The sequence below is a fragment of the Prauserella shujinwangii genome (assembly GCF_003001955.1).
In the GTDB taxonomy this organism is placed as follows: Bacteria; Actinomycetota; Actinomycetes; order Mycobacteriales; family Pseudonocardiaceae; genus Qaidamihabitans; species Qaidamihabitans shujinwangii.
Map to the genome: position 1 here is coordinate 66,324 of NZ_PVNH01000008.1, position 13,044 is coordinate 79,367.

Annotated in this window: 12 protein-coding genes; 4 read left to right on the top strand and 8 right to left on the bottom strand. The window is 73.3% G+C overall.

Annotated features, from left to right (window positions below):
- Positions 1–5: 5 nt before the first annotated feature.
- The 4 genes from hpnD to B0I33_RS19410 form a co-directional block, all read right to left on the bottom strand.
- On the bottom strand, positions 6–863 hold the full coding sequence (hpnD, locus tag B0I33_RS19400; protein WP_106180253.1) for a presqualene diphosphate synthase HpnD: 858 nt from the start codon (positions 861–863) through the stop codon (positions 6–8).
- On the bottom strand, positions 860–1,801 hold the full coding sequence (gene hpnC, locus B0I33_RS19405) for a squalene synthase HpnC (RefSeq protein WP_245900843.1): 942 nt from the start codon (positions 1,799–1,801) through the stop codon (positions 860–862). The genes hpnD and hpnC overlap by 4 nt, the downstream gene beginning before the upstream one ends.
- Positions 1,802–1,929: 128 nt before the next feature.
- Entirely contained in the window at positions 1,930–2,217 is a 288-nt protein-coding gene (locus B0I33_RS30935; protein WP_425440498.1) for a 1-deoxy-D-xylulose-5-phosphate synthase N-terminal domain-containing protein, read from the bottom strand.
- Between the two features lie 285 nt (positions 2,218–2,502).
- The gene (locus B0I33_RS19410) at positions 2,503–3,237 is read right to left on the bottom strand and encodes an AMIN-like domain-containing (lipo)protein (protein ID WP_106180254.1); all 735 of its coding nucleotides are present in this window, start codon (positions 3,235–3,237) and stop codon (positions 2,503–2,505) included.
- Positions 3,238–3,538: 301 nt separating this feature from the next.
- On the opposite strand from B0I33_RS19410, the gene B0I33_RS19415 reads away from it, so the two are divergent.
- Positions 3,539–3,811, top strand: coding sequence for a WhiB family transcriptional regulator (locus tag B0I33_RS19415; RefSeq protein ID WP_106180255.1), 273 nt, complete (start codon positions 3,539–3,541; stop codon positions 3,809–3,811).
- A 351-nt stretch (positions 3,812–4,162) separates the two neighbouring features.
- Here the strand turns inward: B0I33_RS19415 and B0I33_RS19420 are convergent, their stop codons facing one another.
- The 4 genes from B0I33_RS19420 to B0I33_RS19435 all read right to left on the bottom strand — a co-directional run bounded on the left by B0I33_RS19420 (position 4,163) and on the right by B0I33_RS19435 (position 8,814).
- Complete coding sequence (locus B0I33_RS19420) at positions 4,163–5,152, bottom strand: chitinase (RefSeq protein ID WP_106180256.1); 990 nt, start codon at positions 5,150–5,152, stop codon at positions 4,163–4,165.
- A 12-nt stretch (positions 5,153–5,164) separates the two neighbouring features.
- Positions 5,165–6,370, bottom strand: a complete 1,206-nt coding sequence (locus tag B0I33_RS19425; protein ID WP_106180257.1) for a beta-1,3-glucanase family protein — start codon at positions 6,368–6,370, stop codon at positions 5,165–5,167.
- Positions 6,371–6,484: 114 nt separating this feature from the next.
- Entirely contained in the window at positions 6,485–8,032 is a 1,548-nt protein-coding gene (glpK, locus tag B0I33_RS19430) for a glycerol kinase GlpK (protein WP_106180258.1), read from the bottom strand.
- A gap of 17 nt (positions 8,033–8,049) precedes the next feature.
- A complete protein-coding gene (locus tag B0I33_RS19435) occupies positions 8,050–8,814 on the bottom strand; it encodes an IclR family transcriptional regulator (RefSeq protein ID WP_106180259.1) in 765 nt (254 codons plus the stop codon).
- A 267-nt stretch (positions 8,815–9,081) separates the two neighbouring features.
- On the opposite strand from B0I33_RS19435, the gene B0I33_RS19440 reads away from it, so the two are divergent.
- From B0I33_RS19440 to B0I33_RS19450, 3 genes are read left to right on the top strand one after another with little or no spacing between them, the layout of a single operon-like run.
- Positions 9,082–9,909, top strand: a complete 828-nt coding sequence (locus B0I33_RS19440; protein ID WP_106180260.1) for an MIP/aquaporin family protein — start codon at positions 9,082–9,084, stop codon at positions 9,907–9,909.
- Positions 9,910–9,929: 20 nt separating this feature from the next.
- Positions 9,930–11,456 (top strand): glycerol kinase GlpK, encoded by a 1,527-nt coding sequence (gene glpK / locus B0I33_RS19445; RefSeq protein ID WP_106180261.1) that lies wholly within the window; start codon positions 9,930–9,932, stop codon positions 11,454–11,456.
- A complete protein-coding gene (locus B0I33_RS19450; protein ID WP_146147535.1) occupies positions 11,408–13,042 on the top strand; it encodes an FAD-dependent oxidoreductase in 1,635 nt (544 codons plus the stop codon). The genes glpK (B0I33_RS19445) and B0I33_RS19450 overlap by 49 nt, the downstream gene beginning before the upstream one ends.
- Positions 13,043–13,044 lie beyond the last annotated feature (2 nt).

Consider the following 13,044-nt stretch of genomic DNA (forward strand, 5'->3'; position numbering starts at 1 on the left):
GCCGCTCATGTGCCCACCCCCGTCAGCGCCCTGGCGGCCACGACCGCCTTCTCCCAGTCGGGCAGCGAGGTGCGCCCGTGCAGGATCGAGCGCGGCCGCAGGGCCATCCGCCGCAGCAGCCGGTGGTAGATGCCCGCCATGGCACCGCAGCAGGCACGGCTGCGGGAGTCGAGCTCCGGCAGCAGGCGCAATCCGCGGTCGTACCACTCCTCGGCCCTGGCCGCCTGGTACTCCAGCAGCGGCAGCAGATCGTCCTCGGCCTCGGAGAACCGGCCCCGCTCGTCGAGCTGCAGCGTGCAGCCGAACTTCCGCAGGTCCTCGGCCGGCAGGTAGATGCGCCCCTCGCGGCGGTCCTCCAGCACGTCCCGCAGGATGTTGGTGAGCTGCAGGGCGATGCCGAGGTCGTCGGCGGTGCGCTCGTCGCGCCGTGGGTCGCGGCTGCCGAACACGGCCAGCGACAGCCTGCCGATGGAACCCGCCACGCAGCGGCAGTAGTGATGCAGCTCGTCGAAGGTGTCGTAGCTGGTGCCGAGCACGTCGGCCCGGCACCCGTCGATCAGCTCGTCGAACGCGCCCAGCGGCAGGCCGAACCGCTCCGCGGCGTCGGCAAGCCCGGCGAGCACCGGGTCGTCGGACGCGGGGTCGAGCGAGTGCAGCCGCGTACGCGCCTCGTCGAGCGCGGCGAGCTTCTCCGCCCGGGGCAGGTCACCGTCGCCGATGTCGTCGACGCGGCGGGCGAACGCGTACACGGCGCTGAGCGCCCTGCGCTTGGGCGGCGGCAGCAGCCGGATGCCGTAGGAGAAGTTCCTCGCCTGCTCGCGGGTGATCCGCTCGCACTCGGCGTACGCACGCGCCGGGTTCACCGGGCACCGCCGGAGACGAGGAGCGCCGCCAGCTCGGCGGCGGTCCGGGCGCGGGCGGGCCGCGGTGGCCCGGCGAGCACGTCGAACCCGGAGCCGGCCAGCGCCACCGCGGTGGCGCGCCCGCCCGCGACGTAACCCGCGACGGCGAAGCGGGCGACGCCACGCAGCGTGCCGACGAGTTCGGCGCCGGTGTCCAGCAGTGCCACGGCACGCTGCACCTCGAACCCGACCAGCGCCCGCACCGCCCTGTTCGCGGTGGGCGCGCGGAGGTCCTCTTCGGCGACGCCGAAACGTTCGAGATCCTCCTGGGGCAGGTAAATCCGCCCTGCCTCGGCGTCCTCGGCGACGTCCTGGCAGTGCTCCAGGATCTGCAGTGCGGTGCACACCTGGTCGGACAGCTCCAGCCGCCTCGGCGTGGCGGCGTCGAACACGTGCAGCACCAGCCTGCCGACCGGGTCCGCGGACAGCGTGCAGTAGCCGACCAGGTCGGCGAAGGTGCGGTAGCGGCGCACGGTCTGGTCCTGCCGGTTGGCCTCGATGAGCCGCGCGAACGGTTCCCTCGGCAGCGCGCGGGCGCGGATGGTCTGGGCCAGGTCGGCGTAGAGCGGGTCGGCGGGGAACACCCCGGTGTAGATCCGGTCGAGATCGCGTTCGATGCGGTCGAGCAGCCGGATCCGCTCGCCCGGCTCCGCCTCGCCCTCGTCGCCCACGTCGTCCACCATCCGGGCGAAGGCGTAGAGGGCCATCAGGTGCCGCCGGTACTCGCGCGGCAGGAGCCGCAGCGCCACGGGGAAGTTCTCGTGGCGAGCCTTGGCGCGGATCCCGCCGTGGTCCTCCCCCGGCGAGCCCACCCGCCGCGTGCCGGTTTCCGTCGGCCGGGTCCCGGGATCGGGCGTGTCACCGATCTCCCAGGCCGGCTGTTCCGCGGGTGGTGTCAATCGCGCCTCCTACTGGGAGCGGGGGATCGTCCGGACGGGCGGCGCTGCCGTCGGGGTGGTGAGGGGCGCCCGAGAGCGCGGCCACGGCGGGTGGAGCGGGCGGGCCGCACGTCGTCGAACGGTGTCGGTCATCGCCGGCCCTTCTCAGAGTCGAAGGTCCGGTGCGCTGCGCCGGCGAGTTCCGCCAGGCCGGAACCGGGGCCGCCAGGGCCCCCCGCTCTCGCTCCCGCATCCACCAGGAACGATCTTATGTGGTCGGCGAGCGCACGCAACTCTTTTGGCCCCGCCCGTTTGGTCTCATTTCGGCTCCCATGGTCGACGCACGGCCGGGGGGTTACCGATGCCGACCGTCCTAAACATCGGCACGGGTGGCGCGCGTCGCTCCGCTGCCGGACCGCTCGGCTGCCCGCGCGCACGACCGATCGTGCGCCGCACGTCCACTGTGCATCCTTCGCCGGGCATCCTTCGCGGGCGGTCCTGCTGACGTCCAGAGTGGACGTGGCCGGGCGGACGACCGATCGTGCGCCGGGTCACGCGGGGCCAGCCGTGGGCGGCTGCCGAGCTCGCCGTCACCCTGGGTGCACTGGGTGGAGGACACCGATGGCACGTTCGGACCAGCCGTGTCCGCAGGTGGTGCACGCGTGTCCGCGTCGTGCGGCGCGGACACGCGTGCACCGACGGCGGACACGCGTGTACCGGGATCAGTTGGCGTGGTGGGCGATGTCGACGACCACCATCCGGACCCCGCGCTCCTGGTCGACCATGGTGAAGGCCCGCATCGGCAGCTTCGCGCGGGCGCCGAGGGCGAACGTCGTCTGGTTCTCGAACGAGCCCGCGTACCGGACCGAGCGGAGCGCGCCCCAGTCGGCGAGTGCGTTCTCGGGGAAGAAGTGCTCGCCGGTGGTCGCGAGCGGGGCCCGCCCGCTGCCGCCGGTGCCCTGCGCGGGCGAGCGGACGACGACGCGCAGCGCCGCGTCCCCGGCCACCGGGATCGGCTTGCCGGAGCCCTCCGCGTTGACCCGGGGAACGTACCGGACGTCGAAGCCCGTCGCCGCCCGGCCGCGGATGTCGAACACCACGCGGTCGTAGCAGTCGTGCCTGCCCGCGCGGACCTGGAAGATCGGTTGCGCCGACCGGCCCTGCTCCACGTCGGGCCGCAGTGTCCAGTTCTCGGTGACCTGGCATTCCTGGGGCCGTGGAGTCCCGGGACCACCCGGCCGGGTCGTGGTCCGCGTCTCCGTCCTGGTCTCGGTCCTCGTCTCGGTCCTCGTCTCGGTCTCGGTGGCCGTCTCGGTCGGCGGTGCCGTGGTCCGTGGCGCCGTCGTGGTACCGGTCGTACCCGGGGTGGGTGCGGGAGCGCCCTGGTCGGCGCCGCCGCCGCACGCGGTCGCGGTGAGCGCGGCCGCCGAGAGCAAGGCGATCGCGGCTTTCCGCATGAGCGTCACCTTCCGGATGTCGGGAACAAGCTCCTCGAACCATCCGGCTACCCGGTCACCCGCCGGTATTCACACCCCCGGCCGGGCCTCGCGTTTGCCCGCTGACCTGGCCGGGAACCCCGGATCGGATCGCCGGAATAGGTGACCGGTGGGCGGCGTTGCAGGACGTGTCGTTCGCCGCGCGGCGACGGTCTGACCGCCTTTCGCGGCCGCGCGAACCCCCACCCCCAGATCACGAGGCGCTCGCCGCAGCCGAGCCGCCCGTGCACGTGACCCGATCCGCCGGAAGGAGGCGGCTGCCATGGTGAACAACGACTGGCGGGACTACGCCGCCTGCCGCGACGAGGACCCGGAGCTCTTCTTCCCGGTGTCCGAGCTGGGTCCCGGTGCCCGGCAGACGGCCGAGGCGAAGTCCGTCTGCGCGCGCTGCCCGGTGCGCGCCGAGTGCCTCGACTACGCCATCGACGAGGGACTGGACTTCGGCATCTTCGGCGGCACGACCGAGCGGGAGCGCCGCGAGCTGCTCCGGCGCCGCCGCGTCAGCCGTTCCCGCTCGCGCGGCGAAGCCGCCTGACCCTCCATCGCGCGGGACCCGGTGCCCCGCGCGGTGGAGCCGTCCTGCCCTGCGTGCCGGCGCCCGGCAGCCCCATGATGAGGCCATGACCCGACGACCCACCCGCGCCCAGGCGCTCGACGACCTGGTGCGGCGGGGCGTGCTCAGCGCGGAACAGGCTCGCGTCGTGCGCGCGGAACTGCGGCTCGGCACGCCGGGGACACCCCGGGCCGGCGGGCCGCCCTGGGCGGAGATCGCGGGCTACCTCGGCGGCGGGCTGGTGCTGACCGGGGTCGTCGTGCTGGTGTCGGCGTCGTGGGACCGGCTCCCCGACACCGCGCGGGCCGGGCTCGTCGGCCGGCGGCGCCCCGGTCAGCCCAGCGCGTCGAGGTGGGCGCGGACGGGGCGGGAGAACGCGCCGCCGCTGTGGGCGTCCCAGTTCACCGACCACGTCATCACTCCGCGGATTCCCGGGAACGGCTCGGCGGGCACGTAGGAGCCGCACCGGCTGCCGGTGGCGAGGCAGTCGAGCGCGGCGGTGACCACGTCCGGATCGACGTAGCCGCTACCCGCGGCCGAGGGCGTGGCGGGGAAGCCGAGCGCGACCTGGTCCGGGCGCAAGTGGTCGAGCAGGATGCACGCCTGCGCGGTGACGAAGTCGACCGTGCCCTGATGGACGACCTGGCCGTGGCAGCCGTTCATGCTGCCGGAGTTGTAGTACTGCGTGTGCACCACGGTCACCAGCTCGGCCACCCGGTCGATCAGCCGCAGGTACGTGCCGCCGGGCTGGACGTCGAGAGTCTGCGGCGCCATCGTGAGCAGGAAGCCCGGCCCCATCCGGTCGCGCAGCCGCTGGATCGCGTCGGCGGTGTTGGCCACGTCGAAACCGTGCTCGAGGTCGACGTCGAGACCCTGGATGCCGTACTCGGCGGCGATCGCGGCGAACGAGTCGACGAAGTTGGTCACGTGCGCGGGGCTGCTCAGGTCGACGTTGCCGCGCTCACCGCCGATGGACAGCACGATCGACGTTCCCGCCGCCTTCTTGGCGGCGATGTCGGCCTTGAGCTGGGCGTCCGAGTAGCCGCCGAGCGCGTCGGACAGACCCGGGTCGACATCGAAGGTGACGGCGCCCGGCCGTGCCGGGTCCGCCTCGGCGAAGGCGAGCGCGATCAGGTCGTAGTCGGCGGAGACGTCGGACAGCCGCAGCGGCGTGGCGCCGTTGACGAAGTTCTGCCAGTACCCGGTGAGCTGCTTGCCGGGCAGTTCCGCGGCGCCGGTGCCCGGTGCGGCGATCCCGGTGAGCCCGGTGAGAGCGAGCGCGGCGGCGAGCACCGCCGCGAGGGTACGGGGAAGTCGGGACATCGCTGGCTCCGGTCAGAAGGGGGTCAGGGTGACGTGGAACGACGCGGGTGCCGGGTCCTGCACGTAGGAGGCGAACCCGGCGACGTCGTCGAAGGCGAACCCGTAGGCCCGTCCGTCGACGGTGTTCTCGTGCAGGGCCCGCGCGTAGTGGTTGGTCACGCCGCGCCGGTAGAACGTGGCGGGGTCGGTGCTCGGCTGGGCAGGCTGGTCGTGCAGGACCGAGCGGTTGAACCCGGCCCCGAGGATGGAGGCGACGGGACCGCGGAGGCCGTCGTTGGGCGCGGCGAGCGCGCCGTCGCAGAAGAAGACGTCGCGTGTGGACGGTTTCGGAATCGCCGTGCGCTCCCCGGTGTGCTTGGTGAAGACGAACTCACCGGACCCGTCGACCCGCCCGGTGAAGGTCGCCGACCCGGTGTCGATGCGCATGTCCCGCGCGCCGTAGCTCGACCACACCTCGTCCACGTACGGCGCGAAGTAGTCGCCGGGAAAGCGGCCCGCGTCGATTCCGTGCCCCGGCGCGATCACGCGCAGGTCGTCCACCACGAGCCGGGAGAACTCCGGCTGGCCGGCCACCGTGGCGAAGATCCGGTCGCGGCCGCCGGGTTCGAGCGTGCCGGTGGTGTGCGACGCCGCGCCCTCGAGCCGGATCCCCAGCGGGACGCTGAACTGGTCGACCATCGTGGTGTTGCAGTACATGCCGGGGTTCAGTCCCGGCGTTCCCGGCGCGGCGTGGGTGAACTCGACGAAGTCGTGCAGCACGCCGAAGTTGGGGTCGGACTCCACCCACCCCGCCGGGTACTGGAGGGCGGGCCTGCCGTTTCCGTCGGTCACCGCCCGGAATCGCAGCCGGTCGCCGAGCGCGAAGTAGATGCGCCCGGACATGCTGGGCAGGTGCAGCGTGGTGGTCCCCGACGCGGACAGCGGGATGGAGTAGTCGGTGTAGCCGTCGGGGCCGTTGTCCGAAAGGGACACCGGCACCGGCATGCCGTCGGGGGTCACCCGGCACTGGACATCGCGCACGAGGTCGGTGCCGACGATGTAGACCCGGATCGAGCTGTTGGCGAAGGCACCGGAGGAGTTCTCGATCGTCAGCGGCAGCGTGGCCGCGGGCGCGGCGGCGCGCCCGGTAGCCCGTCCGGGCCGGGCCCACGCGGTCGCCGCGGGCAAGGACAGGGCGGTGGCGCCGATTCCGGCGAGGAACGTTCTGCGGTCAACCATTGGTTCGAACCCTTCAACGGCGAAGTGGTCCAAACCAATATGACGACGGCGGCGCGCGGGCGGCAAGGGACGAAAGTATCGCCGTTCGATTCTGTCCGGTTATGTCTGATTCTGTCAGTTCTTGTCACCAGGGTTGCGCGGATCCGGTGGCCCGCCGCCCCGGGGTCTCATCCAGCCGAACGTGAGTTCCACCGCGCGGCGCCAGTTCGCGTACTCCTCCTCCCGCCGCGCGGCGGGCATCTGCGGCAGCCACTGCGCCGCCCGGTGCCAGTTGCGCCGCAGCCCTTCGAGGTCGGGCCAGAAGCCGACGGCGAGACCCGCGGCGTAGGCGGCGCCGAGCGACACCGTCTCGGCGTGCATCGGCCGCATCACCGGCACGTCGAGCACGTCGGCGACGAACTGCATCAGCAGGTTGTCCGCGGTCATCCCGCCGTCGACCTTCAGGTTCGCCGCGGCGAGCCCGGAGTCGGCGTTCATCGCGTCGACGACCTCCCTGGTCTGCCAGCCGGTGGCCTCCAGCACCGCCCGCGCGAGGTGACCCTTCGTGATGTACGACGTGAGCCCGACGATGATGCCGCGCGCCTCGCTGCGCCAGTACGGGGCGAACAGGCCGGAGAACGCGGGCACGATGTAGCAGCCGCCGTTGTCCGCCACGGTGCGCGCCAGCGTCTCGATCTCGGGCGCGTTGCGGATCAGGCCGAGCCCGTCGCGGAACCACTGCACCAGCGAACCGGTGATCGCGATCGGCCCCTCCAGCGCGTAGCGGGCCGGCTCGTCCCCCAGCTTGAACGCCACGGTCGTCAGCAGGCCGTGCCCGGAGTGCACGGGCTCGGCGCCGGTGTTCATCAGCAGGAAGCTGCCGGTGCCGTAGGTGCACTTCGCCTCGCCGGGCGCGAAGCACGTCTGCCCGAACAGCGCCGCGTGCTGGTCACCGAGCGTCGCGGCGATCCGGATGCCGGGCACGACCCTGCGGGTGGTGCCGTGCACGTCCGTCGACGGCCGGATCTCCGGCAGCATCGCCCTCGGGACGCCGAAGAACGCCAGCAGCTCGGGGTCCCAGTCGAGGGTGCCGAGGTTCATCAGCAACGTGCGGCTGGCGTTGGTCACGTCGGTGACGTGCGCGCCGCCGTCGGGACCGCCGGTGAGGTTCCAGATCAGCCAGGTCTCCATGGTGCCGAACAGCACGTCACCCCGCGCCGCCCGCTCCCGCAGCCCCGGCGTGTGGTCGAGCAGCCAGCGCACCCGCGGCGCGGAGAAGTACGTGGACAGCGGCAGGCCGCAGCGGCGCTGGACCTCCTCCGCACCCGGCCGCTGCCCCAGCTCGCGGACGAGCTCGTCGGTGCGCGTGTCCTGCCAGACCAGCGCGTGCCCGACCGGCGTGCCGGTGTGCCGGTCCCACAGCACGGTGGTCTCGCGCTGGTTGGCGATGCCCAGCGCGGCCACGTCGGAGGCGTCGATACCGGCCTCCCGCAGCGCGCGCGGCACGATCCGGTCGACGTTGCGCCAGATCTCGACGGCGTCGTGCTCGACCCAGCCCGGTTTCGGGAAGTGCTGCTGATGCTCCCGCTGCACCACCGACACCAGCCGGGCGCGCTGGTCGAACAGGATGCAGCGGGTCGATGTGGTGCCCTGGTCGATGGCCATCACGTAGCGGTGCGCCATGGTCCGCCCCTCCCCCGCTACCGGGCCGCGCCGAGGTCGCGGGACACGGCCCGCGCCGCGTCCCGCACGTGGCCGGCCAGCGTCGCGTCCGGCCTGGACCGGGCGCCGCACAGCCGCTCCACCGCCCCCGAGATGCCGATCGCCCCGACCACGAGCCCGCCGGAGGACCGGATCGGCGCGGCGATGCCCGCCTCGCCCGGCACGCACTCCTCGACGTCGGCGGCCCAGCCCGCGTCCCGCACGGCGGCCAGCGCCCGGGTCAGCGCGGGCGCGGTGACCAGCGTCCGGCGTGTGAACGACTCCAGCGGGCCGCGCTGGACCCTGGCCGCGAGGTCGGCGTCGTAGGCGAGCAGCACCTTGCCCAGCGCCGTGGCGTGCAGCGGCAGCAACGCGCCCACCTCCAGCGTCTGCAGCGTGTCGTCCGGCCGGAACACGTGGTGCACCACCAGCACGCTGCCCTCCAGCGGGGTGCCGATGCGCACCGCCTCCCCGCTGCGGGCCGCGAGCGCGTCGGCCCAGTTGAGCGCGCGGGAACGCAGCTCGTTGACGTCGAGGTAGCTCGAGCCGAGGTGCAGCAGGGCCGCACCGAGCTGGTACTTGCCGGTGGCGCGGTCCTGCTCGACGAAGCCGACCCCCTGCAGGGTGCGCAGGATGCCGTGCGCGGTGCCCTTCGCCAGCTCCAGCGACGCCGCGATCTCGCCGACGCCGAGCCGGCCGGAGCCGCGCGCCAGCAGGCGCAGGATCGCCGCCGCGCGTTCGATGGACTGCACCGGGCCAGGCATGCCGACGACCGTATTCCGGCATCGCCGGTTCGACAATGCCGAACACGCCGGGCGCGCCGTCCGTCCGCGGGGGAGGGCGATGAGCTGGGCCATAGCCGCGGGAGCGTACCGACGTGGTCCGCGCGGGCCAGTGACTCCGTTCGACAATGCCGACCGCGGCGCGTTGACCTGCCGGAAACCCGTTCCTAACGTCCGCTCTCGATCGCGCGGTCATCCCTCGACAGTCCGCCCCGCCGGGCGGACGCAGCCATATCCAACGGAGGAGACATGGTCGAGCGCCTGCGGGCGCGCGGACTGGTGGGCGAGATGGCCGCCGAGTTCGCGGGCACGTTCATCCTGATCCTGTTCGGCGTCGGCGTCGTCGCCCAGGTGGCCGCCGCCGAGATCGGCGACCACGACAGCATCGCCTGGGCCTGGGGCATCGGCGTCACGCTCGGCGTGTACGTCTCGGCGAGGATCAGCGGCGGGCACATCAACCCCGCCGTCACCGTCGCGCTGGCGGTGTTCCGTGACTTCCCCTGGCGCAAGGTCGCCCCCTACGCGCTCGCACAGACGGCGGGCGCGTTCGTGGCCGCGCTGCTGGTGCGGTGGAACTACTCCGAGGTGCTCGCCGCCGCCGATCCCGGCCACACGATCGCCACGCAGGGCGTGTTCTCGACGCTGCCCGGCAACGGCGTGCTCGCGGTGTCCGACCTCGGCGCGCTCCGGGACCAGATCATCGGCACGGCGATCCTGCTGTTCCTCGTGGTCGCCATCACCGACCTGCGCAACATCAACCCGCCGCCCTATCTCGCGCCGGTGGTCGTCGGCCTCGTCGTGGTCGGCATCGGCATGGCCTGGGGCACCAACGCCGGGTACGCCATCAACCCCGCCCGCGACTTCGGCCCGCGCCTCGCGTCATGGCTCACCGGGTACGGCACCGCGTGGCTGGACCAGCACGGCCACCCCTACTTCTGGGTACCGATCGTCGGCCCGCTCATCGGCGGGGTCCTCGGCGTCGCGCTGTACCGGGTCCTCGTCGGCCGGTTCCTGCCGGTCACCGAACCGCCCGAACCGGGCCGCGTGCCCACCTCCGCCCAACTCGAGAAGGCCTGAGCAGGAAGGAACCGCGAACGATGAGCGATCACAGCGGCTATGTCGGCGCGATCGACCAGGGCACGACGAGCACCCGGTTCATGGTGTTCGACCGGGGCGGCAACGAGGTCGTCCGCCACCAGCTGGAGCACGAGCAGATCCTGCCCCGCGCGGGCTGGGTCGAGCACAACCCCACCGAGATCTGGGAGCGCACCCGCGCGGTGATCGCGTCCGCGCTCACCAAGGCCGACCTGCGGGCGGCCGACCTCGCCGCGGTCGGCGTCACCAACCAGCGGGAGACGACCGTCGTGTGGAACCGCAGGACCGGCAGGCCGTACGGCAACGCGATCGTGTGGCAGGACACCCGCACCGACCGGATCGCCTCCGCGCTGGACCGGGACGGGCGGGGCGACGTCATCCGCCGCAAGGCCGGGCTGCCGCCCGCCACGTACTTCTCGGCGGGCAAGCTGCAGTGGATCCTGGAGAACGTCGAGGGCGTGCGCGAGGCCGCCGAGGCGGGCGACGCGCTCTTCGGCACCACCGACACCTGGTTGCTGTGGCAGCTCACCGGCGGGACGGACGGCGGTGTGCACGTCACCGACCCGACCAACGCCAGCCGCACGATGCTGATGGACCTGGAGACGCGCGACTGGGACGACGAGCTGCTGTCGTTCTTCGGCATCCCGCGGCGGATGCTGCCCGCGATCGCGCCGTCGTCGAACCCCGGCTGCTTCGGCACCACCCGGGCCGACGGGCCGTTCGGCGGCGAGGTGCCGCTCACCGGCGTCCTCGGCGACCAGCAGGCGGCCACCGTGGGCCAGCTGTGCTTCCGGCCCGGCGAGGCCAAGAACACCTACGGCACCGGGAACTTCCTGCTGCTCAACACCGGCCACGAGCTGGTCCGCTCGCGGCACGGGCTGCTCACCACGGTGTGCTACCAGTTCGGCGACGACAAGCCGGTCTACGCGCTGGAGGGGTCGATCGCGGTGACCGGGTCGGCGGTGCAGTGGCTGCGCGACCAGCTCGGCATCATCGGCGGCGCCGCGCAGAGCGAGTCACTGGCACGGCAGGTCGAGGACAACGGCGGTGTCTACTTCGTACCCGCGTTCTCCGGCCTGTTCGCCCCGCACTGGCGGTCCGACGCGCGCGGTGCGCTGCTCGGCCTCTCGCGGTACAGCACCAACGCGCACGTCGCCAGGGCGACGCTGGAGGCGATCTGCTACCAGACACGGGACGTGGTCGACGCGATGACCGCGGACTCCGGCGTGACGCTGGACGTGCTGCGGGTCGACGGCGGCGTGACCGCCAACGAGCTGTGCATGCAGCTACAGGCCGACATCCTCGGCGTACCGGTGTCGCGGCCCGTGGTCGCCGAGACCACCGCGCTCGGCGCCGCGTACGCCGCCGGGCTCGCCGTCGGCTTCTGGAGGTCCACCGACGAGCTCGAACAGAACTGGCAGGAGGACCGGCGCTGGCAGCCCACCTGGTCGGCCGAGCAGCGTGCGCGCGGCCACGCCGGATGGCAGAAGGCGGTCTCCCGCACGCTCGGCTGGGTCGACGTCGACTGAGCCGTCCCGGGCGTCCATGTCGCAGAGAGGGGCAGGAAGAACACGTGCACGAGTCACGGCACGACCGGCGCGCGGCCACCATGGCCGCGCTGGGCACCGGCAGGTTCGACGTCGCGGTGGTGGGGGGCGGCATCATCGGCCTCGCCACCGCGTGGGAGGCGGCGCGCGCGGGCTACCGCGTGGCGCTGGTGGAGCGGGGCGACTTCGCCTGCGCCACGTCGAGCGCGTCGTCGAAGCTCGCCCACGGCGGGCTGCGGTACCTCGCGATGGGCAACATCCGGCTGGTCCGGGAGAACCACCGGGAGCGGCAGGCGCTCGGCCGGCTGGTCGCACCGCACCACGTCCGGCCGCTGCCGTTCCTGGTGGCGCTGCGGCGGGGCGGCCCGCACGGCAGGGCCGCGATCGGCGCGGGGATGCTCGCCTACACCGCGCTGTCCGGTTTCCGGGACGGGATCGGCAGGCTGGTCTCCCCCGCGACGGCGCGGGAGTACGTCCCCGCGCTGCGCGCCGACGGCCTCACCGGGTGCGGCTTCTACCACGACCACCAGATGAACGACGCCCGGCTCGCGGTCACCACCGCGATGGCCGCGGCGCAGGCCGGGGCGGTGCTGCTCAACCACGCCGAGGTGACCGGCCTGCGCACGACCCGGGGCCGGGTGTCCGGTGTGGACGTCCGGGACCGGCTGTCCGGAGCGGAGTTCGGTGTGGACGCCCGGGTGGTGGTGAACGCGACCGGGCCGTGGGTCGACCACCTCCGGCGGATGGAGGACCCGGCCGCGGCCCCCAGCGTACGGCTGTCCAAGGGCGCGCACCTGGTGCTGCGCAGGCGGGCGCCGTGGCACGCCGCGGTGACCACGCCGGTCGACGACGTGCGCGTGTCGTTCGCGCTCCCGTGGGAGGGGCGGCTGCTGCTCGGCACCACCGACGAGCCGTACGAGGGCGACCCGGCCGAGGTGGGCGTCACAGCGGGAGACACGGAGCAGATCCTCGGTGAGGCCGCGCTGGCGATCGAACCGGACCACCTGCGGCGGGAGGACGTGCTGTACTCGTTCGCCGGCCTGCGGGTGCTGCCGGGCGGCGACCAGGACACCAGCCACGCCAGGCGGGAGACGGTGATCTCGCTCGGCAGCCGCGGCATGGTGAGCATCGCGGGCGGCAAGTGGACGACGTTCCGGCACATCGGCCGCACCGTGCTCGGCAGGCTGCGCGGCCTGCTGCCGGAGCGGGCTTCCGTTCCGGGTGCGGTGCCGCTGCCCGGTGCCGGGGAGCCAGCCGCCATCGGTCACGTCGTGTCCGCCACGCTGCCGGACCTGCCCGCCGACGTGGTGGAGCACCTGGTGCGCCAGTACGGCACGCAGAGCCACGAGCTGCTCGGGCTCGGGCTGCGGGACGCGGCGCTGCTGGAGCGGGTGCATCCCGAGGGGCCGGACATCTGGGCGCAGGTGGCGTACGCGGCCGACCGCGAGTGGGCGGTCTCCGCCGACGACGTGCTGCGCCGCCGCACCACGCTCACGGTCCGCGGCCTGGACACGCCGGAGATCCGCGCGCGGGTCGAGTCCCTGCTCGCCACCCCCGCCCGCACCTGACC

Excerpts from the sequence above, each read along its gene's own strand:
- glpK (WP_106180261.1), top strand. The coding sequence starts at position 9,930 with ATGAGCGATCACAGCGGCTATGTCGGCGCGATCGACCAGGGCACGACG.
- B0I33_RS19415 (WP_106180255.1), top strand. The coding sequence starts at position 3,539 with ATGGTGAACAACGACTGGCGGGACTACGCCGCCTGCCGCGACGAGGAC.
- B0I33_RS19410 (WP_106180254.1), bottom strand. The coding sequence starts at position 3,237 with ATGCGGAAAGCCGCGATCGCCTTGCTCTCGGCGGCCGCGCTCACCGCG.
- B0I33_RS19425 (WP_106180257.1), bottom strand. The coding sequence starts at position 6,370 with ATGGTTGACCGCAGAACGTTCCTCGCCGGAATCGGCGCCACCGCCCTG.
- B0I33_RS19420 (WP_106180256.1), bottom strand. The coding sequence starts at position 5,152 with ATGTCCCGACTTCCCCGTACCCTCGCGGCGGTGCTCGCCGCCGCGCTC.
- B0I33_RS19440 (WP_106180260.1), top strand. The coding sequence starts at position 9,082 with ATGGTCGAGCGCCTGCGGGCGCGCGGACTGGTGGGCGAGATGGCCGCC.
- glpK (WP_106180258.1), bottom strand. The coding sequence starts at position 8,032 with ATGGCGCACCGCTACGTGATGGCCATCGACCAGGGCACCACATCGACC.
- B0I33_RS19435 (WP_106180259.1), bottom strand. The coding sequence starts at position 8,814 with ATGCCTGGCCCGGTGCAGTCCATCGAACGCGCGGCGGCGATCCTGCGC.
- B0I33_RS19450 (WP_146147535.1), top strand. The coding sequence starts at position 11,408 with ATGGCAGAAGGCGGTCTCCCGCACGCTCGGCTGGGTCGACGTCGACTG.